The sequence below is a fragment of the Chryseobacterium sp. 2VB genome, from assembly GCF_005503635.1.
Classification (GTDB): Bacteria; Bacteroidota; Bacteroidia; order Flavobacteriales; family Weeksellaceae; genus Chryseobacterium; species Chryseobacterium cupriresistens.
The window spans coordinates 118400-144713 of the sequence record NZ_SCNC01000005.1 but is presented as its reverse complement, the minus strand read 5'-3'; the positions used below and the strand labels follow the sequence as shown (position 1 = coordinate 144713).

General features: G+C 36.1%; 18 protein-coding genes and 1 pseudogene. 15 read left to right on the top strand and 4 right to left on the bottom strand.

Going from position 1 to position 26314, the window contains the following annotated elements; translation table 11 throughout:
• The first annotated feature begins 75 nt into the window (after nucleotides 1–75).
• Nucleotides 76–1138 (top strand): annotated as a pseudogene (locus tag FFS26_RS07270) (NADH:flavin oxidoreductase).
• A gap of 188 nt (nucleotides 1139–1326) precedes the next feature.
• Here FFS26_RS07270 and FFS26_RS22440 read toward each other — a convergent pair.
• Together FFS26_RS22440 and FFS26_RS07265 are read right to left on the bottom strand one after the other, a co-directional pair.
• On the bottom strand, nucleotides 1327–1485 hold the full coding sequence (locus tag FFS26_RS22440; RefSeq protein ID WP_171006259.1) for a hypothetical protein: 159 nt from the start codon (nucleotides 1483–1485) through the stop codon (nucleotides 1327–1329).
• A gap of 181 nt (nucleotides 1486–1666) precedes the next feature.
• Nucleotides 1667–2869, bottom strand: a complete 1203-nt coding sequence (locus FFS26_RS07265) for an aminopeptidase C (protein ID WP_137904694.1) — start codon at nucleotides 2867–2869, stop codon at nucleotides 1667–1669.
• A gap of 206 nt (nucleotides 2870–3075) precedes the next feature.
• Here FFS26_RS07265 and FFS26_RS07260 point away from each other — a divergent pair, with 206 nt between their 5' ends.
• The 12 genes from FFS26_RS07260 (at nucleotide 3076) to FFS26_RS07205 (ending at nucleotide 22136) form a co-directional block, all read left to right on the top strand.
• The gene (locus FFS26_RS07260) at nucleotides 3076–3594 is read left to right on the top strand and encodes an RNA polymerase sigma factor (RefSeq protein WP_137904693.1); all 519 of its coding nucleotides are present in this window, start codon (nucleotides 3076–3078) and stop codon (nucleotides 3592–3594) included.
• A gap of 12 nt (nucleotides 3595–3606) precedes the next feature.
• On the top strand, nucleotides 3607–6009 hold the full coding sequence (locus FFS26_RS07255) for a vWA domain-containing protein (protein ID WP_137904692.1): 2403 nt from the start codon (nucleotides 3607–3609) through the stop codon (nucleotides 6007–6009).
• A gap of 62 nt (nucleotides 6010–6071) precedes the next feature.
• Complete coding sequence (locus tag FFS26_RS07250) at nucleotides 6072–8840, top strand: hypothetical protein (RefSeq protein WP_137904691.1); 2769 nt, start codon at nucleotides 6072–6074, stop codon at nucleotides 8838–8840.
• A gap of 3 nt (nucleotides 8841–8843) precedes the next feature.
• A complete protein-coding gene (locus FFS26_RS07245; RefSeq protein WP_137904690.1) occupies nucleotides 8844–13364 on the top strand; it encodes a TonB-dependent receptor plug domain-containing protein in 4521 nt (1506 codons plus the stop codon).
• A gap of 169 nt (nucleotides 13365–13533) precedes the next feature.
• Nucleotides 13534–14037 carry a GbsR/MarR family transcriptional regulator gene (locus FFS26_RS07240; protein WP_034696386.1) on the top strand — a complete coding sequence of 168 codons (504 nt, stop codon included), beginning with the start codon at nucleotides 13534–13536 and terminating at the stop codon, nucleotides 14035–14037.
• A 154-nt stretch (nucleotides 14038–14191) separates the two neighbouring features.
• Nucleotides 14192–14554: a hypothetical protein gene (locus FFS26_RS07235; RefSeq protein ID WP_137904689.1), complete on the top strand. Its 363-nt coding sequence runs from the start codon at nucleotides 14192–14194 to the stop codon at nucleotides 14552–14554.
• Nucleotides 14551–15375, top strand: coding sequence for a DCC1-like thiol-disulfide oxidoreductase family protein (locus tag FFS26_RS07230; RefSeq protein ID WP_137904688.1), 825 nt, complete (start codon nucleotides 14551–14553; stop codon nucleotides 15373–15375). Before FFS26_RS07235 ends, FFS26_RS07230 begins: the two co-directional genes overlap by 4 nt.
• Before the next feature lie 20 nt (nucleotides 15376–15395).
• Nucleotides 15396–15872 carry an SRPBCC family protein gene (locus FFS26_RS07225; protein WP_110010451.1) on the top strand — a complete coding sequence of 159 codons (477 nt, stop codon included), beginning with the start codon at nucleotides 15396–15398 and terminating at the stop codon, nucleotides 15870–15872.
• 16 nt (nucleotides 15873–15888) lie between these two features.
• On the top strand, nucleotides 15889–16593 hold the full coding sequence (locus FFS26_RS07220; protein WP_110010525.1) for a YqjF family protein: 705 nt from the start codon (nucleotides 15889–15891) through the stop codon (nucleotides 16591–16593).
• Between the two features lie 228 nt (nucleotides 16594–16821).
• Complete coding sequence (locus FFS26_RS07215) at nucleotides 16822–17721, top strand: TIGR01777 family oxidoreductase (protein WP_171006258.1); 900 nt, start codon at nucleotides 16822–16824, stop codon at nucleotides 17719–17721.
• 50 nt (nucleotides 17722–17771) lie between these two features.
• On the top strand, nucleotides 17772–19214 hold the full coding sequence (locus FFS26_RS07210) for an alpha-L-fucosidase (RefSeq protein WP_137904686.1): 1443 nt from the start codon (nucleotides 17772–17774) through the stop codon (nucleotides 19212–19214).
• 258 nt (nucleotides 19215–19472) lie between these two features.
• The gene (locus tag FFS26_RS07205; RefSeq protein WP_137904685.1) at nucleotides 19473–22136 is read left to right on the top strand and encodes a beta-glucosidase; all 2664 of its coding nucleotides are present in this window, start codon (nucleotides 19473–19475) and stop codon (nucleotides 22134–22136) included.
• A 53-nt stretch (nucleotides 22137–22189) separates the two neighbouring features.
• On the opposite strand, the gene FFS26_RS07200 is transcribed toward FFS26_RS07205, so the two are convergent.
• Nucleotides 22190–23077, bottom strand: coding sequence for a hypothetical protein (locus FFS26_RS07200; protein ID WP_137904684.1), 888 nt, complete (start codon nucleotides 23075–23077; stop codon nucleotides 22190–22192).
• A gap of 291 nt (nucleotides 23078–23368) precedes the next feature.
• Here FFS26_RS07200 and FFS26_RS07195 point away from each other — a divergent pair, with 291 nt between their 5' ends.
• Together FFS26_RS07195 and lpdA are read left to right on the top strand one after the other, a co-directional pair.
• Nucleotides 23369–23632, top strand: coding sequence for a hypothetical protein (locus FFS26_RS07195; RefSeq protein WP_228406523.1), 264 nt, complete (start codon nucleotides 23369–23371; stop codon nucleotides 23630–23632).
• A gap of 227 nt (nucleotides 23633–23859) precedes the next feature.
• On the top strand, nucleotides 23860–25248 hold the full coding sequence (gene lpdA, locus FFS26_RS07190; protein ID WP_137904683.1) for a dihydrolipoyl dehydrogenase: 1389 nt from the start codon (nucleotides 23860–23862) through the stop codon (nucleotides 25246–25248).
• A gap of 83 nt (nucleotides 25249–25331) precedes the next feature.
• Here the strand turns inward: lpdA and FFS26_RS07185 are convergent, their stop codons facing one another.
• Entirely contained in the window at nucleotides 25332–26309 is a 978-nt protein-coding gene (locus tag FFS26_RS07185) for a nuclear transport factor 2 family protein (protein WP_137904682.1), read from the bottom strand.
• Nucleotides 26310–26314: the final 5 nt, after the last annotated feature.

Below are 26314 nucleotides of genomic sequence, written 5' to 3'. Positions count from 1 at the left end.
TTTTTTTAATAAAAGATACAAAAATGAACTATTATTAGTTACTTTGTGTAACAATTATAAAGTATAAATTTAAATATGAGCACATCATCATTATTTAAACCGTTTCAATATAAGAATTTACAGCTTAAAAATAGGATTGTAATGGCTCCAATGACCAGAGCACAGTCTGACAATGGAGTTCCCACTCAGAATATTGCAGATTATTATGGAAGAAGAGCTGCTTCAGAAGTAGGATTGATTCTTTCCGAAGGAACTGTGATCAACAGACCTGGATCAAAAAATATGCAGAATATCCCGGATTTTTATGGAACAGAAGCTTTGAATGGCTGGAAAAACGTCATTGATACTGTACATCAGAATGGAGGTAAAATGGGTCCTCAGATCTGGCACGTTGGAGATACAAGAATGTCAGAGGACTATCCGTTAGTTCCAATGGAAAAAGCTTCTACGACGACTATTGAAGATATCCAGGATACGATTGCTCAGTTTGCAGCCTCTGCAAAATCAGCAAAAGATCTTGGTTTCGACTGTATTGAAATTCATGGCGCTCACGGATACCTTATCGACCAGTTTTTCTGGGAAGTAACCAATACCAGAACTGACGAATACGGGGGCAAAACATTGAAAGAAAGAAGCAGATTTGCTGTAGAAGTAGTAAAAGCAATCAGAGCAGCAGTAGGAGAGGACTTTACCATTATTATCCGCCTTTCCCAATGGAAACAGCAGGATTATAAAACCAGACTGGCATTTACTCCTAATGAAATGGAAGAATGGTTATTACCATTAAAAGAAGCAGGGGTGGATATTTTCCACTGTTCACAACGTCGTTTCTGGGAGCCTGAATTTGAAGGTTCTGACTTAAACTTTGCAGGCTGGGCTAAAAAAATTAACCGGACAGCCAACCATTACCGTAGGTTCTGTAGGTTTAAACGGAGACTTCCTGAATGCTTTTGCAGGACAGGGAACAGAAAAAAGAGACCTTACAGAATTGATCAGAAGACTTGACAATGAGGAATTTGACCTTGTTGCGGTAGGTAGAGCTATTCTTCAGGATTACCAGTGGGTACAGAAGATCAAAGACGGCAATACAGAAGCTCTTCTGGATTTTTCAGCAGAAAGCATGGGCGTTTTATTTTAATATCAACAAGGAATGGTGAATTCGTTTCGCAGTGTTTTTTTAACAGCATAATTTATTCATTTGTGAAAAGGAATTGACGATTCAATCTGGTATTAAATCAGCATAAATTCACTTTATTTTATATTTAATTTTCACCTATTTATTAAAGAACCGGCTTTCAGGATTTCCTGAAAGCCGGTTTTGTAAATTTATGGACACCCAACTGAATCCAGGACACATTTCCAGCGGGGAGGGATTCCATTGCTGCCAGGAATGTAGCAGGCTGTAGTCCCTTCCGGACAATCAGGAGCATTTCCACCATTGATTTTTTTTAGATCTGATTTTAATAATTTTCTTAGATTTTTCATAGGTAATAATTTGTTGATTTACACAAATATAATATTTTTTGAAAATGCAACAACATTTTGCGGATAATAATGTGAAATACATTATTTAAGATAAAATAAACCCACTCACAGAATTTTCATGAGCGGGTTTTAACAGATTTAAATATCTAAAACTGCCTTTAAATTGGCAGGAATGATTTCCTTATAAACCGATATTCTTGGTCGGTTTCAATTGTTTTAAGATGCTTTTCGGGATGGCATTTTTGTGAACAAGAATTGCTGTTGATTTGTATTCAACATAAGGTCTTGTTACATAAATATATCCGGCAAAATCATTGGTTACTCCCCATGAATTTTTTACCATATAATATTCTTTACCAGTCTGATCTTTTGCGAGTCCTACGATATGCATACCGTGGTCATCCGTTGTAGAAAGGTTATTAAGTGCTTTCTGACGCATGTCTTCAGTGATTGTTTTATCTTTTTTAGGCTCTGTAAACAAAGTCTGCTTGTTCTCTGCAGTAATTTGGTCAAGATCCATATCCGGAACATAAGCTACACCATTTTTGTAAGAAAAATAAGGCTCAGAAACGTCAGTTGCCCAACCCACAGAATATCCTTTATTTACAGCGTTATCAATAATTGCAGTAAGATCTTTCATCGGAACATTCCAGTCAGAATCGTGGCTCCAGTTATCAGGAATCGGAACTACAAATTTTTGAAAATATGGATAATCCTTATAAGAAGATAATTCTACATAATCTTCAGGATTGATTCCTACAACTTCTTTAGCAAATGTTTTCGGAGTATAGTTTTTTCCTTCATAAGTGAAGTTAGCAGGTACTTTGCCTAAATATTCATCAAGAATAGCATCTACAGAATCCATCCAGTTGTCTGTAAGCTTTCCTTTTGAAGAAGCCTGAACAAGGCTGTCAAGAACCGGTTTCAGTTTTCCCTGCATTTCCTTGAAGTTATTGGTAGTCTGTCCTGCTTTTAATCCTGTGTAAACATCCTGCGGAACTGCTCCGTACTTTTTGTACATATTGATTACGTCGTGAAGTTCTCCTCCGTCACCCCAGCTGATAGCGCCATTATTCAAAACATATAATTTGGCTTTATCGTGGTAAGAATTTCTTGCGGTAAAGATCTCAGCAAGATCTACAGGTTTTTTGCCCATTCTCTGCATTTCAGATTCAAGGAAAGAGTTTCCGGAGTAGCTCCAGCAAGTTCCTGATGAACCCTGGTTCTTTACAGAAGTCGCACCTACGTCCTTTAACGTTGTGAACTGAAAATTAGCATTTTGTGATTGGTTGTTTTTTAACTTGTTGATTAAGTCATCTTGGGCAAACATCATACTTCCTGCAGACAAAACAAAAAGTAATGATGCAATTTTGGCATTTTTCATTACTATAAAAAGATTATTTGTATTAATAGTCGTTGATATTAGAGATTTGTTACACAAGGAAAAGTTAAATTTGAAATTAAAAAAAGACTCAAAAGAAGTAAGAAGTTGCTTTATAATTTTATTTTTTAATTATTTTCTTAAAAAAGTTGATCATGTTTCCAACCCTTTCAAAAGTTTCCTCATCTATCATAGTATAACTCCTGACTATGGAACAAGAATTATTATTGGAATGCCAGCGTAACAACCGCAATGCCCAGCGGAAAGTTTACGAGAAAATGGTGGGCAGACTCTACGCAGTCTGCAGACGCTATTTGAAAAACGATGAAGATATAGAAGAAGTATTAGCGGATACATTCTACAAAATCTTCACGAAAATTACTCAGCTTCAGAATCCCGAAACTTTTGAAGCATGGGCAAGAAAAATAGCGGTAAACGAATGCCTGCAGAAACTAAGATCCAGCAAAGGACTGTTTATTTCCCTGGAAGAAAATTTCACCGATCATTCTGAAGGAATAACGGAAAACCTTTCCCTGGAAAAAGATATTCTGAGCTTACTGAATTTTCTCCCGGAAGGCTGCAGAGCTATCTTTAATCTTTTTGCTATTGAAGGATATCCTCATAAGGAAATAGCCACCATGCTTTCCATCAGCGAAGGAACATCAAAATCCCAGCTCAATTTTGCACGAAAAAAGCTGCAGGAACTTCTCGTAAATCAAAACATTTAAACTTTTACAACAATGGAAAATAATCATATAGATCAACAATTCAATGAAGCTTCCAGGCTTTCAGAAGAGCCAGCTGTTTTTCCTGGTTTTGAGAAGGTATGGGGGAAAATTGAAGAGAAATTAGATACAAAAGAAGATAAAAAGAAAACAAATCCACTTTGGCTGCCCTATGGTATTGCCGCAAGTTTGATGATTGGTCTTGGAGCTTTTTACTTTATGAATAAAAAAGAGACTGCAGAACCTTTACAACCTGTAATTGCAGAGAATACAAGTTCAAGGGGCCCGATTACCGAATCTGATATTGCAAAAATTGACCGTACCATCAAAGAAAATATAAGGAAAGAAGAATTGCCTGTAACTGTTCCTAATCCTGTAGCACATCAGTCTCCGCCTGTTGTAATAACAGATCCTTATAAGCCTTATCCTGCTTGCAGCTTACCAAGACCAATTGAAGCTCCGGATAGAATAGTTTCATCTGTACCCCAAATATATAAGGATACCTTACAGACAAAACAGATTGAAGAGGTTGTAGTGATGGGATATTCAAAAGGGATTAAAAGAAAAGAAGTATCAGCTTCCAATACAATTACAAGTACGGTCAGTAATGTACCACAGTCTGCAACGTATTCCTCATTGCAGGGATCTGTTGCGGGAGTTCGGATCAATGGATCGGGAAATCAGGGTATCAACATCGCTCCGGGATATATTAAAAATAATCAACTGATGATCAGAGGAGCTGCGTCTGTAAAATCGGAAAATAAAGCATTGTTTATTATTAATGGAGTCGTAAAATCAGAGGAGGAACTCAGAAAATTAGACCCTAATAAAATTGAAAGCATAAATGTCTTAAAAGGTTACTCTGCTATTGCTATCTATGGAAGTAAAGCAGCAAATGGAGTTATTGTTGTAACCACCAAAGATCTTTCAAGGAGAGAAAGGAAAAAATTGGAAAAACTGCAGGAGGAGATCAGTAAACAGCGGCAGATCAGTTCGGTTACTCAAAATAATGAAAGCTATGATGCTTTTGTTGAAAATCCTTTTGAACTGACCCGAAGCCAGCCGTTATCTACTTTCTCTATTGATGTTGATAACGCTTCTTATTCCAATGTCAGAAGGATGATCAATAATGGTCAGGCAGTCGATAAAAATGCTGTAAGAATTGAAGAAATGGTTAATTATTTTAAATATGATTACCCTCAGCCTAAAAATGGAGATCCTTTTTCAATCAATACAGAATATAGCGATTCCCCATGGAATCCTAAACATAAATTACTTAAAATAGGTCTTCAGGGAAAAAATATTCCAATAAACAAACTGCCTGCATCCAACCTTGTATTTCTTATTGACGTTTCAGGCTCAATGAATGAAGAAAATAAATTACCATTATTAAAATCTTCCTTTAAAATGCTGCTGAATCAGCTCAGACCAAAAGATAAAGTAGGAATTGTAGTCTATGCTGGAAGTGCAGGAATGGTTTTACCACCTACCTCAGCAGGAGAAAGAGATAAAATTATTGAGGCACTGGATCGTCTTCAGGCAGGAGGAAGCACTGCAGGAGGAGCAGGAATTGAGCTTGCTTATAAACTGGCGCAGGAAAGCTTTGTAAAAGAAGGAAATAATCGCATTATTATTGCAACTGACGGAGACTTCAATGTAGGGATGTCTTCCACCTCAGACCTTAAAACACTGATTGAAGATAAAAGAAAATCAGGAGTTTTCCTTACTTGTTTAGGATTTGGGATGGGCAATTATAAAGACAATACACTGGAAACCCTTGCTGATAAAGGAAATGGGAATTACGCTTATATTGATAATATACAGGAAGCGAATAAATTTCTGGGGAAAGAATTTGCAGGAAGTATGTATGCCATTGCCAAAGATGTAAAAATCCAGATTGAATTTAATCCTGAATATGTAAAATCATATCGCCTGATTGGTTACGAGAATAGAAAATTGAAAAATGAAGACTTTGCAAATGATAAAATCGATGCCGGAGAATTGGGAAGCGGACACACTGTTACTGCTTTGTATGAGGTGATTCCTGCAGATGTAAAATCGGATTTCGCTCCTAAAGAAAGTAGTATGAAATATACCCGGAATACTTCATCGAAAGAATTTGGAGAGGAACTTGCAACGATTAAATTCAGATATAAAAAGCCTGACGGAGATACCAGTCGTGAAATAAGTCAGATTGTTAAAAATACAGAGAACAGAATATCTTCTGCAAGTCCGGATTTTAAATTTGCATCTTCCGTAGCCTGGTTTGGGTTGGTATTAAGAAACTCGGAACTGATTACAAAAAAAGATCTTTCCGATATTGAAAACCTTGCTAAACAGGGAAAAAGTAAGGATGAAGAAGGCTATCGTTCAGAATTTATAAGGCTGATAGAGAGCTATAAAGCAATTCAAAAGTAATTCACGAAAAGAAATTTCTCCGGAAATTTCTTTTTTTATATTTTTAAGCATACTAATAACTGATGAAAAAGAATTATTTGTTGTTATTGCCATTTACAATTACCTTATTACAGGCACAAAATTCACAATTGTACTATTCTGGAAAATTTTTAACATCTAAGGATAAAGAACAGAACTTTTTAAAGGTTTGTAATAAAAACAGTGGTATTTATGAACTGACTGATGAAAAGGGATTTGCCATTATTGCAGCTAAGCCTTATGATACCCTAGTGTGGAACCAGGGGAAAAATACCCATGTTATTTCTTCTTATGAACTCAGGGAATTAAAAACGATTCTGGAAAATCAGACAGGAAATAAAAGTGTAGATAATATTTACAGTAAAGCCTATGACAGTCTTGTTTCAAAGGAGATTAAAGACGATTTCAGTATTGAAAAAACTAAAACCCAACTCAGTAAAAGATCACATTCTTATTTTGATAAAATAAGAAAATTAAAGCAAAAGAACGACAGTGTTTATGTTTTAAAAAGGATCAATAAGACAACATTGCTCTTTAACGGAAGCTTTACCACATCTTTTGATATTAAAAGCAGGAATGCTGTTCCGGGGACTCAAAATAAGTATGTCCAGGGAAGATCTGAAAATGGAAACCTTGTTTGGAAAGGCCCTGAAACGAATGAAATGTTTAGTTTTGGACCAGAGCTATCTACCCTTGGATTTAATGGATTACCTTATGAGTACGATCAGAATGGAAAACTGATTCCGTGGATTAATGGACTTCAGCGTGCAAAAGGATATGATAATAACCTCTTTAGAACAACGGTAGGTTATAATAACCGGTTGAATGTAAATGCTTTTATACAACAGGGTAACAATGAAAAACTCCGTCTTGCACTGAATCTGGGGCAGCAAAAGAACCAGATGTATTTTATTGATCAGTTTGATATTACCAATACCCTTAAAGCAAAGGTGAATGCAGATTTGGGTAGATATTCCATTAATCTTGCTTTTAACTACGAAGAAGATAAAGCTACGAATACCAATAGAATAGGGCTGTTCAACAGAGCTTACCAAAACTCATTGTTAACGCCGGTTTCTTTTTCAAATGAACAAAATACTTTCCTGAATAACGGTTCGCAGAGAAGCTACAGCAAATATGCAGACAATCCCTCTTTCCTTTTTGAGCAGGATAGCCAATACCGCTATAAGAATCGGGACAGACAGTTGAGTCTCAGCGTAGCGAAAGACTGGGATCAGTTTAAACTGAATATTACTCAGTCCTATGAAAGTATTACTACCTGGAATCAGGACCAATATAAACCTTCTACTTATGGTTTCATCAGCGGTGTATCGAATGAAAGGATTCAAAACAACAGCTCCTATCATTCCAATATACAGGGCTCTTATTCATTGGGAAACTATGACTTTAGAAATACTTTCAGCCTGAATTTTATTTTAAATGATAAAAAATCTGACATTTATAACAGCCTTACCCTTCAAAGATATCTCTATCAGAGAACTTCACAGGATCATATTTTTAATTATAATATGAACATCCGCGATTATGATTTCGAAGCAGGTCTTAATCTTGGAAATTCATTTTATATCTCTAATACTTCTATTAAAAATAATTATTGGCTTCCAAAGGCTAACTTTTATCTGAAGTTCAATGAGATCTTCAATTGGTATAATTACAATTTTAAATTGTTGGGAAGCTATACACAATTAAGCTCCGAGCCGGAAATTACAAGATCCTATGCTTCGTATTCTACTACTTTGCTTAATGCGGAAAATTACAATCAATACTTTCCGGTGCAGGAAGTAGAAAGCTTCCGGGGTTTATCTAATATTAATACTCAGGAATGGAAAATTGGAGCCAGGCTGAATCTTGGGTATAAAATAAGTGTAGATGGAGAATATTTTAATAAAAAGAATACTGACGATATTTTTCCTGTCTTTGAAAACAATCAGCTGAGGTTAAAGAATATAGCAGATCATACCTACAGCGGATATGAATTCAATTTTGCTTACGAACGATTACGTCTGGGATACGATATGTATACCACCCATAAAGTTTCCTTTTTCAAATATAAAGATATTGTAGACCGGATAGCTCCGGGATATCAGGATCTGGCGGTTTCAGGATTCAAAGATATTTATAAAACACTATCAGAAGGTCAGGTTTTGGGTGCTGTGATAGGCAGTTACTTTGAAAGAAATGCAGCCGGACAACTGATCATTGATGAGTTCGGTTTTCCTAAAAAAGCAGACGGAATGAAAATTATTGCAGATCCTACACCGGATTTTGTGATGAAATTCAATCACAGTTTTGCCTACAAAAACTGGTCTTTAGATATCAATTGGGAATGGAAAAAAGGAGGCCACCTTTGGAACGGGACACAGGCGGTTCTCGATTACTACGGTCGTTCTTACGGCTCAGGAGAAGAAAGGAACATCAAAAATTATATTTTCGAAGGTGTACAGGCCAATGGAACTGCCAACCAGATTCCTGTGGATTTCTATGATCCCAACCAGAATGTTATGGAAAACAGGTGGTCGAGGTATGGTTATTTAGGCGTGGCTGAAAATTATGTTCAAAAGGCAGATTATATAAGAATCAACAATATATCCGTTTCCTCAGATTTCCCGATTAACAACAGGAAACAGAATCTTAAACTGACTTTTTATGTAAACAATATCATGCTCTGGCAGGCTAATAATGGGGTAGATCCCAACCAGAATTTCTACGATATGAGCAATGGAAGAGGATTGGATTTTTTTAATCTTCCTTCCTTTAAAACATTTGGCTGTATTGTTTCACTTAAATTTTAACTCATGAATCTCAAGTTTATATCAACCTATATCATCCTGCTGTGCTTATTGTTTTCAGCCTTTTCTGTGAAAGGCCAGCAACCATTTCAGGACTTTGAAAAAGAAAAAACCTACATCCAGACCAATCATGTTTTTTATAAACCTTGGGAGCAAATGTATTTTAAAATATATGTGGTAAAAGGAAACAATAATTTACCGGTCGAAGAAAGCAGAGTCGTAAATTTCGAAATAACAGACCCTGCAGGAAGTGTTGTGAAAAAATTGAAATATGAAATTACCAATGGATACGCCCTGGGAGATTTCTATTTTGCTGAAGATATGAAGGGTGGTATCTATAAAATCAGAGCTTTTACCAACTGGATGCAGAATGAAGAAGGGAAAAATACCTTCGAAAAAGAAATTACCCTCCAGAAAATTGTATCACCAAGGATTTTAATGAAGCTTGATTTTCCTAAAAAAGGATATGGCCCGGGAGATGAGGTAAGTGCCGATTTTTCAATGAGAAGTCTTAGCAATCTTCCTATTCCTTTTTACGAAGCAGATTACACCGTAATGCACAACGGAGAAACCGTTTCAGAAGGAAAACTTATTACCGATAAAGAAGGTAGAAAACTGTTGACCTTTAAGCTTCCTGAAGTTTTGAAATCCTCTGATGCTCTTTTGAATATCAAGGTGAATTTTGACGGATTTACCGAATCCATCTCCAGAAATATTCCTGTTGTTCTGAATAATCTGGATGTGAAATTCTTACCAGAAGGCGGAACTTTTATCAATGGAATAGAACAGAATATCGCCTTTAAAATTCTGGATGAGTTTGAAAAGCCTGTAGATGCTGTTTTGGCTGTTTACAATCAGAATCATGAAAAAATAAAAGAAATTTCAGCCTATAATTTTGGAATGGGAAACTTCCGGGTTACGCCTAAAATAGGAGAAACTTATTATGCAAAAGTGCTGAAACCGGAAAATATTACCCAGACTTTTAATCTCCCGGCAGCAAAAAATGAAGGACTGGTTTTGAATATTCGGAATGAAAATAAAAACCTGAATGTTACCATCGTTTCTACCCAGGAAAAAACAATTACCCTGTTGGGAAGTTTCCGCGGAAAAGACGTTTACAGCAAAATCATTTCGCTGAAAAAAGGAATGAATTCTTTGGAAATTGCAGAAAAGAATTTCCCCACAGGAATCTGTAGGTTTACCATTCTGGAAAATAGTATGCCGCTTGCAGAAAGGATTGTTTTTACCAATAAAGTAAACCATCTGAATATAAAAGTTACCCCTGTAAAGCAGCATTATCTGCCGAGGGAAAAAGTAATGCTGAATATTGAAACTACCGATGAAAATAATAAACCTGTTCCCGCTAATCTTGGAATAAGTGTGGTAGATGATAAGCTATGGACTTATGCCGATGATAAACAAAATCATATTATTTCCTGGCTTTTGATGGATTCTGAGCTCAAAGGGAAAATTGAAAAACCTCAGTTTTATTTCGATAAAAAAGAAGAAAAAGCAGATAAAAGCTTAGATCTTGTGATGCTGACAAACGGTTACCGATATTTTGAGCCTATTCCGGAAATTGTGAAGAGCAATAAATACAAATACCTTCCTGAAAAGAAAAACACCATCTATGGCGTGGTAGAAGATGAAAACAAAAAGCCGGTGAAAGCAGATGTTTTTCTTTTGGATACCTATAATAAAAAGATCCTCAAACAGACTGTTGCTGAAAACGGGAAGTTCTATTTTTCGGATTTAAATGCAAATAATTCTTATAAAATTATTGCAAAGTCCTTTCAGCCTAAACATCAGCTGAAAATCAGAATTTTGTCTTATAATCTGGATATTAATCCTTTAGCAAAACAGAAACTTACCCATATAGACGTAGAAGAAATTGTAAAGGAAGCTGAAAGAAAAGAAGAAGTAAAAAAAGAAAACAGAAACAATACCAGTCAGCTGAATAATCCCGGCAGATCAAAAACCGATACCATCAGTAGAAATAAGAGTATTGAAGAAGTAATTGTTGTGGGGTACGGTGTAAAGAAAGATCAATTAACGGTTGCTTATACTACAGTATCTTCTTCTATGGAAATGCAGAATGCCAGCGTAACTTCTCTGTTGAGTGGAAAAGTTGCCGGATTAGTTATAACAGGTACCGGACAGTCAGGGACAGGAGAACAGATCAATATCAGAGGAACGGCCTCTATTACCAATAAGCACCCTCTATTCATTGTGGATGGTATTCCTGTCGAAAACTTTAATACGACGATTAATCCAAATGATATCAACAGTATTACCGTTTTGAAAGATGCTGCGGCTACCGCTATTTACGGAAGCAGAGCTGTGAATGGAGTAGTGATCGTCAACTCATCCAAAAATAGAAAATCAGAAATAAGTTTTGATATTACCCCGAAATCTTACCTTGCTATAGAAACCGTGCCTTATGGAAAACTAACAGCATATGAGGGGGCAAGAGAATTCGTTTATCCTGAGTATAAATCCACCAGTACCTCTTACCGTTTTGATTACAGAGAAGCGCTTTACTGGAATCCCGTAGTAGAAACCGATAAAAGCGGAAAAGCAAAAGTAGAGTTTTATAATTCAGATGCGAATTCCACTTTCAGAATTATGACAGAAGGAATTGCCGCATCAGGACTTTTGGGAAGAGATGAAACAACATATGCTGCCCAGAGTCTGATTTCGATAGATACTAAAATTCCTCAGTACCTGACGAGAACAGACCAGATGACAATTCCTGTGGTAATTAAAAATAATTCTTCTGAAACGCGTAAAATGACCATGGACGTTATTGTACCGAACCATGTGAAACTCATCAGTTCTGATAGTCTTATCACTCTGAAACCATTAGAATCAGGAAGATTATTTGTGAAAATACAGGCTGATGAGACTGTGAATTCTGATATTCAGTTTTCAGTGAGATCAGGAGATTTCAGAGAGACAATGATTCTTCCGTTTAAAGTAGAAGAAAAAGGATTTCTCCATCAGTTTTCCATCATTAATAATAAAACAGAAGATCTCAAAATCAATATTCCGGAGTATATCAACGGAAGTCTGTATTCATCCTATTATGTATTTGAAAATACGGCTTTGAAGATGTTTGGAGACATAGAGCAACTTAAAAAGGAACCTCATGGATGTTTTGAACAGCTTTCCTCAACAGTATATCCTAACATTTTTATTCTTGATTATTTAAAATCAAATAAAAAAATAGACACCGCGACTGAAAATCTGGTGATAAAAAACCTGAGAAAAGGCTTCCAGAAGTTGCTGAGTTATAAAAATAAAGACGGAGGTTTCGGATATTTCAGCTCCGGAGAATCAGATGTCGCCCTTTCAGCATTCGCATTACTGGAATTTACGGAGTTAAAGAAGTATGTGAACCCGGATACTAAGCTCATCCAGGGACTTTCCTCATTTATTTTGTCGAAAAAGAATGCAAACGGATTATTCGAAGTAAGAAAACCCTATGAATCCCAAAAAGACTTTTCTGAATTTTCCTGGTCGAGAAATATGTATGTTGTATATGCTTTATCCAAACTGGGCTTTAAAAATGAAATTGAAGATTCCTTTCAGATAATGCTGAAAAGAGCTTTGGCTACGAAAGATTCTTATCAATTGGCTTTACTTGCTAATGCAGCAGCATATCTGGGGAAACAAAAAGAATATGACGATATGATAGACATTCTGGACAAACAATATGAAACAAAGAAGGTAAAATCTGAAGTTACTTTTACGGGTTCATGGGGAATGTCTGCAGATGCAGAAACACTTTCGTTATATATAATGGCGCTTCAGAAAGATGAGAAACTCAATCAGTTGAAAATCGCTGAAGCAGTTGATCAGCTTATTGGTTTGAATGGCTATTTCGGATTCGGATCTACGCAGGCCACAACACTGGCAATCCAGGCATTATCTGATTTTTTCTCTAAAAATGATAAGTTGTATGGAACTGAAAAACCGCTGATTACCATTAATAAAGCACAAACCTTACCTATGATAAGTACTTCATCAGCTTTTAAAGCCGGAGAAAATACGATTAATATTCATTATCCAAATAAGAATGGACTGCCTTATAAGCTGGAATATCAATATTACACGCTTCAGGCTCCGGAAAGCAAGGATATTCCTCTTACCATGGAGACCAAATTAAAATCCGGAATGTCAAAAACAGGGGAGATCAGGAGAATGACCATTACTGTAAAAAACAAAATAAACGGTGAATTGCCGATGACCATAGCAAAGATTGGTATCCCGGCAGGACTGACGCTGCAAAATGCCTTATTGAAAGATATGGTTGATAAAAAACAGGTTTCTTACTATGAAATTTTCGATAACTATCTGGTTTTATACTGGGAACATTTCAATGCAGAGGAAACAAAGACTATTAATCTTGATCTCAAAGTAGAATTTGCCGGAACGTATACAGGAAAATCGAGTAACGTATATCTGTATTATATGCCGGAAGCAAAATATTGGAACCAAGGGATTACAATCAGTATTGAACCTTAATTTTGATAAACTGAAACAGACATCCATTGATCCTTGTCAGGGTTTTAAACCTTGACAAGGATCATTAAAAATCTTTTTAAAAGAAATAACCTTAAAGTAATTTTCAAAAATTATTGAAAATTCAAAAAATATAATTACATTTGTTACAGAAATTAAAAAAGGAAACAAGATGCAACTTTCAGAAGCCAAAGAAAAATACATTCAAACCTGGGGAACCTTTGCTACCAATTGGGGAATCAACCGTACGATGGCACAGGTGCATGCATTGCTTCTGGCGAGCGGAAAACCTCTTTCTACAGATGAAGTCATGGAACAGCTGGAGATTTCAAGAGGAAATGCCAATATGAATCTACGTGCTCTGATAGACTGGGGCATCGTAAAAAAGGAATTTGTAAAAGGCGACCGTAAAGAATATTTCGTAGCAGAAAAAGATGTCTGGTATCTGTTCAAGCAAATTACCAAAGAAAGAAGAAAAAGAGAGATTGAACCTGTCATTTCCTTTCTTGAAGAGTTAAAAAATATTGAGGATAAAGATTCGGAAGAAGCACAGGAATTTATCAAGCTGATGAATGATTTCAGTTCTGTCACTGGAAAAATCAACAATATCATGGATCTGGCGATAAAAAGTGATGACCACTGGCTGGTAGGGAAGATTACCAATCTGTTGAAATAAAAATAAAGAGGGTGAAAATCCTTTTTTATTTCAATGTGATTTTCAAAAATTACTGAAAATATAAAATTAATAATAATTATGAAAAATTTAATCATTCACTTATTCCTGATTATTTATTTCAGAAGAAAAGGATCACTTTAAAACCATTGCTGCCATGAAAACATTTGCAAAATATGATTATTACATTCAGTTATTCTTTATAATAATTGGACCTCAGGCTTTTATATTTGGTGGTTTGTCTGGATTTGTTCTGTTTTATTTTATAGTAGGAATTCCTCAATTGGTAAGTTTCCTGATCAAACTATTTTTCAAAACAAAAAAGTCAGCATTGTATATCGCGTATGGAATTGTAATAGTACCGGTCTGGATTATTGTAACCATCTTGTTTACAGAGAAACACATCAATGATTTTTTTGGATATGTTTTAATGGCTGCTCTTTTATATAGCCCTGTGATGGCAGCGGCGTATGTTTATGACTGTTACACTACTTATGAATCTTATCAATCACAATTATGAAAACGCTCAAAAACCACACATTAATCTACGACAATGAATGTCCTATGTGCAATCTCTACTCCAAAGGTTTTACTAAATGCGGAATGCTGGATGAAGATGGAAGAGAAGCCTTTACAGAAATCACATTGAGAAATAAAATCCTGATAGACTTCGACCGTGCGAAAAATGAAATTGCTCTGGTAGATCACAACAAAAATGAAGTCGTTTACGGATTAGACAGTCTGCTCCTCATCATTGGAAACTCTTTTCCATTGTTGGCAAAAATTGCACGGACAGAACCTCTGTATTGGTTTTTTCAAAAACTGTATTCTTTCGTTTCTTATAACAGGAAACAGATCATTCCTTCCTCAAAAGACTATACAGAACAATCCTGTGTTCCGGATTTTAATCTGAAATACAGAATGGCATACATCGGTTTTGTTGTTATTTTTTCAGCATATATCCTAAGTATATTTTCCGGTAAACTGAACTTGAATTTAGAGAGGAATTTCGTGAGAGAATTTGCCGTTTGCTTTGGCCAGATCCTTTGGCAGACTATCTTTTTAAAAGCTTATCTCAAAGATAAAATCTGGGATTATCTCGGAAATATGATGACTGTTTCTTTAATCGGAACTTTACTGTTAATTCCTGCGCTGATGACCAGTTTTACTCCTGTTTTTTATATGATATATTTTGGAATTGTAGTATTGATCATGTTTCTGGAACATATCAGAAGGTGCAGAATACTAAGGCTGAATTATCTTCCTACCATTTCCTGGATATTATTTAGAATAATAGCGCTAACAATCATTATTCTGACCACTTTTGGAATTAAAATATAACAAGCTAAAACGTTTTAAAAATGTCAACCATCTATTTAAATACAATCATCAAAGCAGATATTCAGTATGTTTTTGATCTGGCACGAAATATTGATCTTCATCAACAGTCAACCTCAAAGTCTCATGAAAAAGCCATTGCAGGACGTACCTCTGGATTGATTGAAGAAAACGAAACCGTAACCTGGCGGGCAAAACATCTGGGAGTTTATCAAAATCTCACCACGAAAATTATCAGCATGGAAAAACCGTTTCAGTTTATTGATGTCATGCAGAAAGGAGCCTTCAAATCCATGCGCCACCGACATATTTTTAAATCCGTAAATGGAAATACCCTGATGACAGATATTTTCGAATTTGAATCTCCGCTGGGTATTTTAGGGAAATTATTTAACTCAATTTTTCTTAAAGGATATCTAAGGAAATTTTTACTCAGAAGAAATGAAATGATCAAAACTATTGCAGAATCTTCTGTCCGTGATGGGATTGCGATTTTTTAACCTTAAAAACAGTGTTATGAACTTTTTAAAAGCAGAATGGCGAAAGCTGGCGATCATCAATTATGAAATCAATCCTGAAGTTTTGCTGCCCTATCTTCCAAAAGGAACAGAGCTCGATTTTTATAAAGGCAAATGCTATGTAAGCCTGGTGGGATTCATGTTTTTAAATACCAGACTGTTAGGCCTTCCTATCCCTTTTCACCGGAATTTTGAAGAAGTGAATCTAAGGTTTTATGTCAAGAAAAAAGAAAAAGGCATCTGGAAAAGAGGAGTGGTGTTTATCAAAGAAATTGTTCCCAAACCTGCATTAAGCATGGTCGCCAATGCTGTTTACAAGGAAAACTATCACACGATGAAGATGAAAAATCAAATGGAAAAAGGAGAGGATGAACTGCTGATCCGTTATTCATGGAAAGATAAAAACTGGCATTCTATTCAGATTAAGTCTGAAAATACAGCAAAACCAATGGAAGAGAACTCAGAATTTGAATTTATCACAGAACACTATTTTGGCTTTACAAAAAAGGAAAATACAACCTCCGAATACGAAGTATGTCATCCAAAATGGGACTGCTACACCGTAAAAGATCACCAGCTGAAAATCGATTTTCAAAAGATCTACGGAAATAATTTTGAATGCCTGAATCATCAGCTGCCTCTTTCCGTAATGCTGGCCGAAGGCTCCGAAATTCAGGTCAAAACCAGGAAATACATCAGCTGAAAAATGAAGAAATTAAAACATCTTGTTTATTCATAAACATCTGTGAAAATCTGTGTCATCTGTGGAAAAAAAACACTTTCCAATAATAGTTGCAACAATTTTAAACACAAATATCACCAATGTTTTCACAAATAAGCACAAGGAAAATACAACATAATCATCTGTGAAAATCTGCGAAATCTGTTGGAAAACCTTCAATATGAACTCAAAACTTTAAACTTCAAAACAATGAAAATAATCATAGCCGGAGGCACCGGATTTCTCGGTGAAAACTTAGAAAAATACTTTTCAGAAAAAGGATATCAGGTCTACATTTTGACCAGGAAGCCTCATCGTAAAAACGAAATCTATTGGGATGCCCGAACAATAGGAGAATGGAAAAACAGCCTTGAAAATGCCGATGTTCTGATCAATCTTACGGGGAAATCTGTTGATTGCCGGTATCATGAAAAAAATAAGCAGGAGATCTATTCTTCAAGAATCAACAGTACAAAAATATTACAGAAAGCAGTAGGTGAATGTTCTGAAAAACCAAAAATATGGCTGAATGCAAGTTCTGCAACCATTTATGTTCACTCTGAAAATAACTTAAATACAGAAGAAAACGGAATTATCGGAGACGATTTTTCTATGAATATCTGCAAAAGCTGGGAGAAAGAATTTTTTGCAGTTAAAAATGAAGAAATACGAAAAGTTGCCCTTCGTACTTCTATCGTCCTTGGAAATAATGGCGGTGCTTTCCCAAAACTGAAAATGATTACAAGGTTGGGCTTAGGAGGAAAACAGGGAAGAGGCAATCAAATGGTAAGCTGGATTCATATCGAAGATTTCTGTAAAGCAGTGGAATGGATTATTCAGCATGAAACTATCTCAGATGCAGTGAATATAACCGCTCCGGATCCTCTTTCCAATGAAAATATGATGAAAAAACTGAGAAATAAAATGAAAATACCTTTCGGACTTAACGCCCCGGTCTGGCAGCTGGAAATTGCTTCTGTATTCCTGAAAACAGAAACAGAACTGCTTTTAAAAAGCAGAAATGTATATCCTGAAAGGCTCACAGAATGCGGATTTCGATTTTCATATCCCACATTTGATGATGCCATTCGTAATTTGTTGGAATCCTAATGTTTGCGGGTTTCCCAAAGGATAATTAAATTAGCAGAAAACTATTCCTTATGCTGGTTATATCCAAAATAAAACCCTTTTTCCTTTCATCCCTTTTTGTAAGTTCAATTGCATTTTCACAGGCTCATAATGTATCAGAAGGTTATCAGAAGCCTACAGACCCATTGGTTGTCCAGAATCTTGAGCAGTGGCAGGATATGAAATTCGGATTGTTTATGCACTGGGGAACCTATAGCCAGTGGGGAATTGTTGAAAGCTGGAGCATATGCCCGGAAGACGAATCATGGACACAGAGAAAATCCGAACACGGGAAGTCATATTACGAATATGTAAAAAATTATGAAAATCTTCAGACTACCTTCAATCCAACCCGGTTCAATCCTCAGAAATGGGCAGACGCGGCGAAGAAGGCAGGAATGAAATATGTGGTTTTCACCACCAAGCATCACGATGGTTTTGCCATGTTTGATACCCGGCAGTCGGATTATAAAATTACTTCTCCCCAAACCCCTTTTTCAAAAAATCCAAAATCTGATGTGACGAAAGAAATTTTCAATACGTTCAGAAAAGCAGGATTTAAAATTGGTGCTTATTTTTCAAAACCTGATTGGCATTCCGATGATTATTGGTGGTCTTATTTTCCGCCCAAAGACAGAAATGTCAATTATGACCCAAAGAAATATCCGGAAAGATGGGAGAACTTTAAAAAGTTGACATTTAATCAGCTGAACGAAATTACTTCCAATTACGGGAAAGTTGATATTCTCTGGCTGGATGGAGGCTGGGTACGTCCTTTTCACACCATAGATCCAAAAGTAGAATGGCAGCGCACTATCAAAGTAGAGCAGGACATCGGTATGGACAAAATAGGCACGATGGCTAGAAAAAATCAGCCGGGAATCATTATTGTAGACCGCACCGTTCCCGGAAAATGGGAAAACTATGTTACTCCTGAGCAAGCTGTTCCGGAACACGCGCTTTCCATTCCCTGGGAAAGCTGCATAACTATTGGAGATTCCTTTTCTTATGTTCCCAATGACAACTATAAGACCTCCCAGAAGATCATTGAAACATTGGTTAAAATCATTTCAAGAGGAGGAAATTACCTTATGAATATTGCGCCCGGACCTAACGGAGATTATGATCCGATAGTTTATGAAAGATTACAGGAAATTTCAGGTTGGATGGATAAAAATCAGTCCGCTGTTTTTGCAACAAGAAGCATTGTGCCTTATCACGACGGAAATTTTTATTATACCCAAAGCAAAGATGGGAAAACAGTAAATATTTTTCACTTGGATGAAAAAACAAATTATGAGTCTCCATCAACATTAATTTTTACCATTCCGGAAAATTTTACACCAAAATCTTTGAAAATTTTAGGGCTTCCAAACAAAATTCAATGGAAAAAATCAGGGAATTCAATTGAAATTAATTTACCGAAAGAAAGAGCTCAGTTAAAATATTCGACTGTCATTCAAATACTGCAATAGTTGAATTTGTGACTCATTTTTATATTAAAGTGACATAGGAAATCGGAGCGTTAAGAGAATAAAGTCTGTGAACGTTAAGAAAATTCTACTGTTTGAGCGCGAGATAACTGTTGAAGAGAAAAACTAACATCAAATTCGCGCGAGTTTTAGAATTTTTAGAGAACAGATTTTATTTTTAGCGGAGAGTTCCAGGTCTTGAACTTTTGGTTCTTTTGCTTCAAGGTAAAAGAACAAATTTTAAACTAAATTATTCTTTAGATGTGTTTTAAACTTCGATTTGAAATTTTAGGAATTTTCTTGTTGAGCTCAGTATTTATCTCTGCTCAAAAACCTTTATATAAAGATCCCAAGCAGCCCGTTGAAGCCAGAGTTCAGGATCTGTTGAAAAGAATGACACCAGAAGAAAAATTCTGGCAGTGTTTCATGATTCCCGGAGATCTGGATAACGTTCCGAAAGGGCAGTATTCCCATGGAATTTTTGGATTGCAGGTAAGCGCAGGAAGTCAGGGAGGAGGAGAAGCAGGACAACTGCTGAAATACAATGCCAGTGAAGATGCAGAAATACTGGTGAAAAAGATCAATGCCATTCAGAAATATTTTGTGGAAGAATCACGATTGGGAATTCCAATCATCCCTTTTGATGAAGCTTTACACGGGCTGGTTCGGGAAGGTGCTACGGCTTTTCCTCAGGCTATTGGCCTGGCTTCTACTTTCAATCCTGAATTAATGACAAGGGTTTCAACAGCGATTGCAAAAGAATCAAAACTGAGAGGAATCCGCCAGATTCTGACACCTGTAGTAAATCTTGCCAATGACGTCAGATGGGGAAGAACAGAGGAAACCTATGGTGAAGATCCATTTTTGACATCCGTAATGGGCGTAAGTTTTGTCACTTCCTTTGAAAAGATGGGAATTATTACCACTCCCAAACACTTTTTGGCCAATGTAGGAGAAGGAGGAAGAGATTCATACCCGATTCACTGGAGCAAAAGATATTTGGAAGAAACCCATTTGATTCCTTTTAACAATGCTTTTACAAAAGGAAAAAGCCGTTCTGTGATGACTTCTTATAATTTGCTTGATGGAAGACCGTCAACAGCCAATCATTGGTTATTAAACGAAAAATTAAAAAAAGACTGGAATTTCAATGGCTTTGTCATCAGTGATGCCAGTGCAGTAGGAGGCGCCAATGTCCTGCATTTTACAGCAAAAGACTATGATGATGCTTCTGCACAGGCCATCAATGCAGGACTTGACGTGATTTTTCAAACCGACTATAAACATTATCAACTCTTTATGCCTCCGTTCCTGGATGGGAGGATTTCAAAAGACAGAATAGACGATGCTGTATCAAGAGTATTGAGAGCCAAATTTGAGCTTGGATTATTCGAAAATCCCTACGTTTCTGTTAAGGAAATTGAAGAATTAAAAAAACTCAATCACAAACCTTTGGCAGAAAAAGCAGCGGCAGAGTCTTTTGTTTTGCTTCAGAATAATAACCGGACGCTTCCTGTTCCGGCAAATGTTAAAAAGATTCTGGTGGTAGGAGCGGATGCTTTGGATGCAAGATTAGGCGGTTATTCAGGGCCCGGAAACAAAAAAATAAATATACTGGATGGCCTTAAAAACTATGTGAACAATACAGAGACTGAAATTATGTATTCAAAAGGAATTGACTGGAATGTAAAAGATTTTACCACAATTCCAAACAAATATCTGTCCTCTGAAAATAAAAAAGGATTAACAGGATACTATTTTGCCAATACTGATTTAAAAGGTAATCCGGCTTTTGGAAGGCAGGATGAAAACCTCAGTTTCAAATGGACTTTATATTCTCCTGATCCGGAAAAATTGAAGTCTGACAATTATAGTATCCGATGGACCGGAAAACTGGAAGCTCCCAATTCCGGAAAATATCAGATAGGCTTACGTGGGAATGATGGTTTCAGATTATACCTGGATGGAAAATTAGTGATTGATCAATGGGAAAAGCTGAGCTGTTCTACCAAAACAGTGGATGTAGATTTTGTAAAAGGGAGAAAATATGATATTAAGATCGAATTTCATGAAAATCGTGGCGAAGCCAATTTAGAATTGATCTGGAACTATGGTTTATATGATTATCAGAAAGATTTTAAGGAAGCTTTAGATCTTGCCCAAAAAGCAGACTATATTCTTGTTACGGCCGGAATTCATGAAGGTGAATTTCAGGACCGATCATCATTAAGTTTGCCTGGAAATCAGGAAGCGTTTATTCATGAGGTTTCAAAACTGAAGAAACCTGTAACAGTTCTTCTGGTAGGCGGCTCTGCCATAAAAACAACAGCGTGGAAAGATAAAGTAGGAGCCATCTTAGACATTTGGTATCCGGGAGAAGAAGGCGGAAATGCGGTGGCAAAAACACTTTTCGGAGCTGAAAATCCATCCGGAAAACTACCGGTCACATTTCCGGTTCATGAAGGGCAGTTACCTTTAACTTACAATCACCATCCAACAGGAAGAGGAAATGATTATTATGATCTGAGTGGAGAACCACTATATCCGTTTGGCTTCGGACTCAGTTATACCTCTTTTGAAATTTCTGACCTGCAATTGAGCAAAGCCCAATATTCAGAAAATGACACTGTGATTGCTAAAGTCAAAGTACAAAATACAGGTTCAAAAGCTGGGAGTGAAGTCGTTCAGCTATATGTAAGAGATGTATTGGCTTCAGTGTCAAGACCAATTATTGAACTCAAAGGCTTTCAGAAAGTCGAATTACAACCGGGAGAATCAAAAACGGTCACCATAGAAGTTCCGGTAAAACAACTACAGTTTTTAAATGAAAACATGGACTGGACTGTAGAAAAGGGAACGTACAGAATTATGATTGGTAATTCATCGAAGAACCTTCCTTTAAAACAAAATATTGAAGTTTTATAACCATAAAAAAGAGCAGAAAAGTCTGCTCTTTTTACATATTATATTGAAGATATTTAATACTTTCTTGCCAGCAGCACGTTCAGTAGGAATGTTCCTGCCCAGTTACTGTTATTGGTCGTGGCACCATTTGTACCGATAAAATCTACACGGGCTACAGATACAGTAAGTCTTGTTCTGCCGCCTGTACCGTTATTGGCAAGGCTTACAAATGATGCTGTAAATACGTCCGGGAAACTTGAGTTATTTCCTGCCGTAAGAATGGGATACATATTGGTGACATTGAAAGGGGTACCCTGATACTCATACACAAGGGTCATTCTGCTGGTATTGGAATAGGAAGCAGTATGGGCTCTGTCAACAGATGTTTTACTTACGATCCACCATCTGTCAGTCGTGGAACCTGAATCAAAGCTTGTATTAGTATGATTGGTCCAGTCAGCAAGGGCCGCTGTTCCAAGTGCATGAGGAGGAATGAAAAGCTGTGTACCATAAATTTCTACATTGCTTGGTTTTGGAAGAACTGTAAAAGATAAATCCCATGTTCCTCCGGAGGTATTGCTGTTGTTTACTACTTCGGCATATGCTCCTGTAGGGATTACAAAAGAAGCAACAGGCGTATTGTCAATTCTTAAAGTATTTCCACTGGAAGCCTGTAAAGTAATAGCGTTCGGAGAAATGTTCTTAATCTTATAAATTCTTCCTGTAAAACTGGTTGTCCCGGTTCCGATCACAGGAAGGGTAAAGGTGGCATCTGCAGTTCCGTTATAGGTAATATAATGATCAGTAGCCAGAATATTATACGTTGTAGCAGTAATCTGAGTATAGCCAGCCCTTAAAGAACCGTTTACAGCAAGTGTACTGTTAGGCGTTGTTGTATTAATGCCTACTTGTGCAGTTAATGGAACAGCAGCCAATAAAAGGATCGAAATGTATTTTCTCATATTGCATAATTTAATTAACACAAAAATATAAAAAAAAACATCTGAAAATTATTTGATAATGAATATTTTAAATGTTTTTTAAATAAATCATTAAGATTTTAATGTCAATAAATGTTCGGAAACAGACATTTCTCAATATACATTATTTTAAGCGGAATCATCTCCTGGAGATACATACTATGCTTTCTTAAAAAAAATCTTGGTATGATATATGTAAGATTTATCGTGAACCGGAATGAATTTCATTAAATGATATTGGTTTAATTGAAAACATTCAAAAATATGAACATTATGAAAAAGTTATTAATTTCAACAGTATTGTTATTAGGTTTATCCATGAATGTTGCTGCACAGAAACATCCGCCAGTACCTCCACACCCTTCAAAAAGTGAGTTGGTCAATATTAAAATGCAAGAGCTTACCAAAAAATACAATACTGAAAAAAAACTGATCCTTAATCACCCGCTTGCTACCAAAAAGATGAAGAGAGATCAGATGAAAGCTTTGAATGAAAGATATGCAGCTGAGAAACGATTACTTAGACAGGCAAAATAATACAGTATTTTTGCAGTTGTTAAAATAGTAAAACCAGTTTTTTATCCGTTAAGTTTTGAAAAGTTTTTAACATAAGGGAAGTTTATTGAAAGAGAATGCATCGTGTATTCTCTTTCTTTGTTGAAAATTCAATGAAAACAGCTTTATTGGTGCATTTTAAGATCAGTTTGAACAAACATAAAACATCCAATATTTTTCCTTAAATTCGCATAAAAATTTTTAAAGTAATGAATTACGATATTATTGTCATTGGAAGTGGTCCTGGTGGATATGTTACTGCGATCAGAGCAGCGCAATTAGGTTTCAAAACCGCAATTATCGAGAAAGAAAATTTAGGAGGAATCTGCCTTAACTGGGGATGTATTCCAACTAAAGCTTTATTGAAATCTGCTCAGGTTTTTCATTATATCAACCATGCTGAAGATTATGGTTTGAATAAAGTGGAGGCAAGCTTTGAATTCCCGAATGTAATTCAGAGAAGCCGTGGTGTTGCCAGCAAAATGAGCAAAGGAATCGAATTCTTGATGAAAAAGAATAAGATTGACGTAATTCTTGGTACTGCAAAAGTACAGAAAGGTAAAAAAGTTTCTGTTACAGATAAAGAAGGAAAAGTAACTGAATATACAGGAACTCATATCATTATCGCTACAGGAGCCCGTTCAAGAGAATTACCAAACTTACCACAGGATGGTAAAAAAGTAATCGGATACAGACAGGCATTATCTCTTCCTGAGCAGCCGAAATCTATGATCGTTGTAGGTTCCGGAGCTATCGGGGTAGAATTTGCTGATTTCTATAACACAATGGGAACTAAAGTAACCATTGTTGAATTTATGCCAAACATCGTACCGGTAGAGGATGAAGAAATCTCTAAACACTTGGAGAAATCTCTGAAGAAGACAGGAATCGAAATCATGACAAACGCTTCAGTGGAAAGTGTTGATACAAGTGGTGAAGGTGTAAAAGCTACCGTAAAAACAGCTAACGGAAACATCACCCTTGAAGCTGATATCTTATTATCTGCTGTAGGTATTGCTGCTAATATCGAGAACATTGGGCTGGAAGAAGTAGGAATCCAGACAGATAAAGGAAGAGTATTGGTAAATGAGTGGTATGAAACTTCAGTACCTGGTTACTATGCGATCGGAGATATTATCCCAACTCAGGCATTGGCTCACGTAGCTTCTGCAGAAGGAATTACTTGTGTGGAAAAAATCAAAGGAATGCATGTTGAGAAAATCGACTATGGTAATATCCCTGGATGTACTTACTGCCACCCTGAAGTAGCTTCTGTAGGTCTTACTGAAAAGCAGGCTAAAGAAAAAGGATACGAAATCAAAGTTGGTAAATTCCCTCTTTCTGCAAGTGGTAAAGCTACTGCAAACGGAAACACAGACGGATTTATCAAAGTAATTTTTGATGCTAAGTATGGTGAGTGGTTAGGATGCCACATGATCGGTGAAGGGGTAACTGATATGGTTGCTGAAGCGGTTGTAGCCAGAAAGCTGGAAACTACAGGTCATGAGATCATCAAGTCTATTCACCCGCACCCAACAGTTTCTGAAGCTATTATGGAAGCCGCTGCTGCTGCTTACGGTGAAGTGATTCACATTTAATCTGAAATACAGAATCTTATATATAATTAAAACCCGGATTTTCCGGGTTTTTTTAGTGAAAGTAATAATAACTTTGTAAATCTCTATTGCACATTAATAGCTTCGGACTGCATTTCTTCATTAAGTTTATAGCTATCCTCCAGAAAATGATATTTCACAATTTTACCATTCACTACTTTAAAAATCACAACAAATTCAGTAGTAAATATCTTGTTGAATTTTAAAATTTTTGAAGACAGATGTCCGGTAGCAGTGGCATTTTCACCATTAACAGCTATAAAGTCAATTTCAAATTTTTCCGGTTTGACATTTGAGTATAATTCTTTAAAAAACTCTTCTATTTCCTTCTTGGTTTGCCTTTTACCTGTCCACGGAAATTTTTGTTTATTTCCGGGTAAGTTCCAGTCTAAATGATCAGAAAATAAATCTAAAATATTTCCTTCCTTTTTTCCGGATTGTAAAGCGAAGAATTCATCTATCACCTCTTTTGTTGTTTTTAGAGATTCTTTGTTGATAGGCAACGATGGATTTTTAAAGATATTTACTCTATCTGCATCTTCTGAAGCAAAATCAGGATCCACATACACATGTACACGTTTGATAAATTCATCTTCGAATTCAAAAACATTGCAGAATTTACCATAAGAAATCTTATGATCAGGCCACTCCTTTCCGGATCTTGTAATTCCCCTTTCTGTCCCTTCTACCACAATACTATGGTCAGAAATTACATATTTAAAATTATCAATATCATGGCTGAGGCTTTGAAGATGAGCACCCATTACTTTTCCAAAATTTGTGATTCCATTTTTTCCCTTTTCAAACCCGAATTTAGGATAATATATTTCTACATCATCTGTATAGAGATTAAAATATTCTTCGTCAAATCGCCCTTCATCCACTTTTTTGAAATACGTTTTCACTTTGTTTTTGCGAAGTGTCGCAAGATCTGTATTGTTCATATTTTTTTGTTGTTGTATTGCTGGCCTGTCCTGAGCTTTCATATTGGTAATGTATATGAATATCAGAAGAGTAGCTGTTATTATGATATTGTTCTTCATTTTTT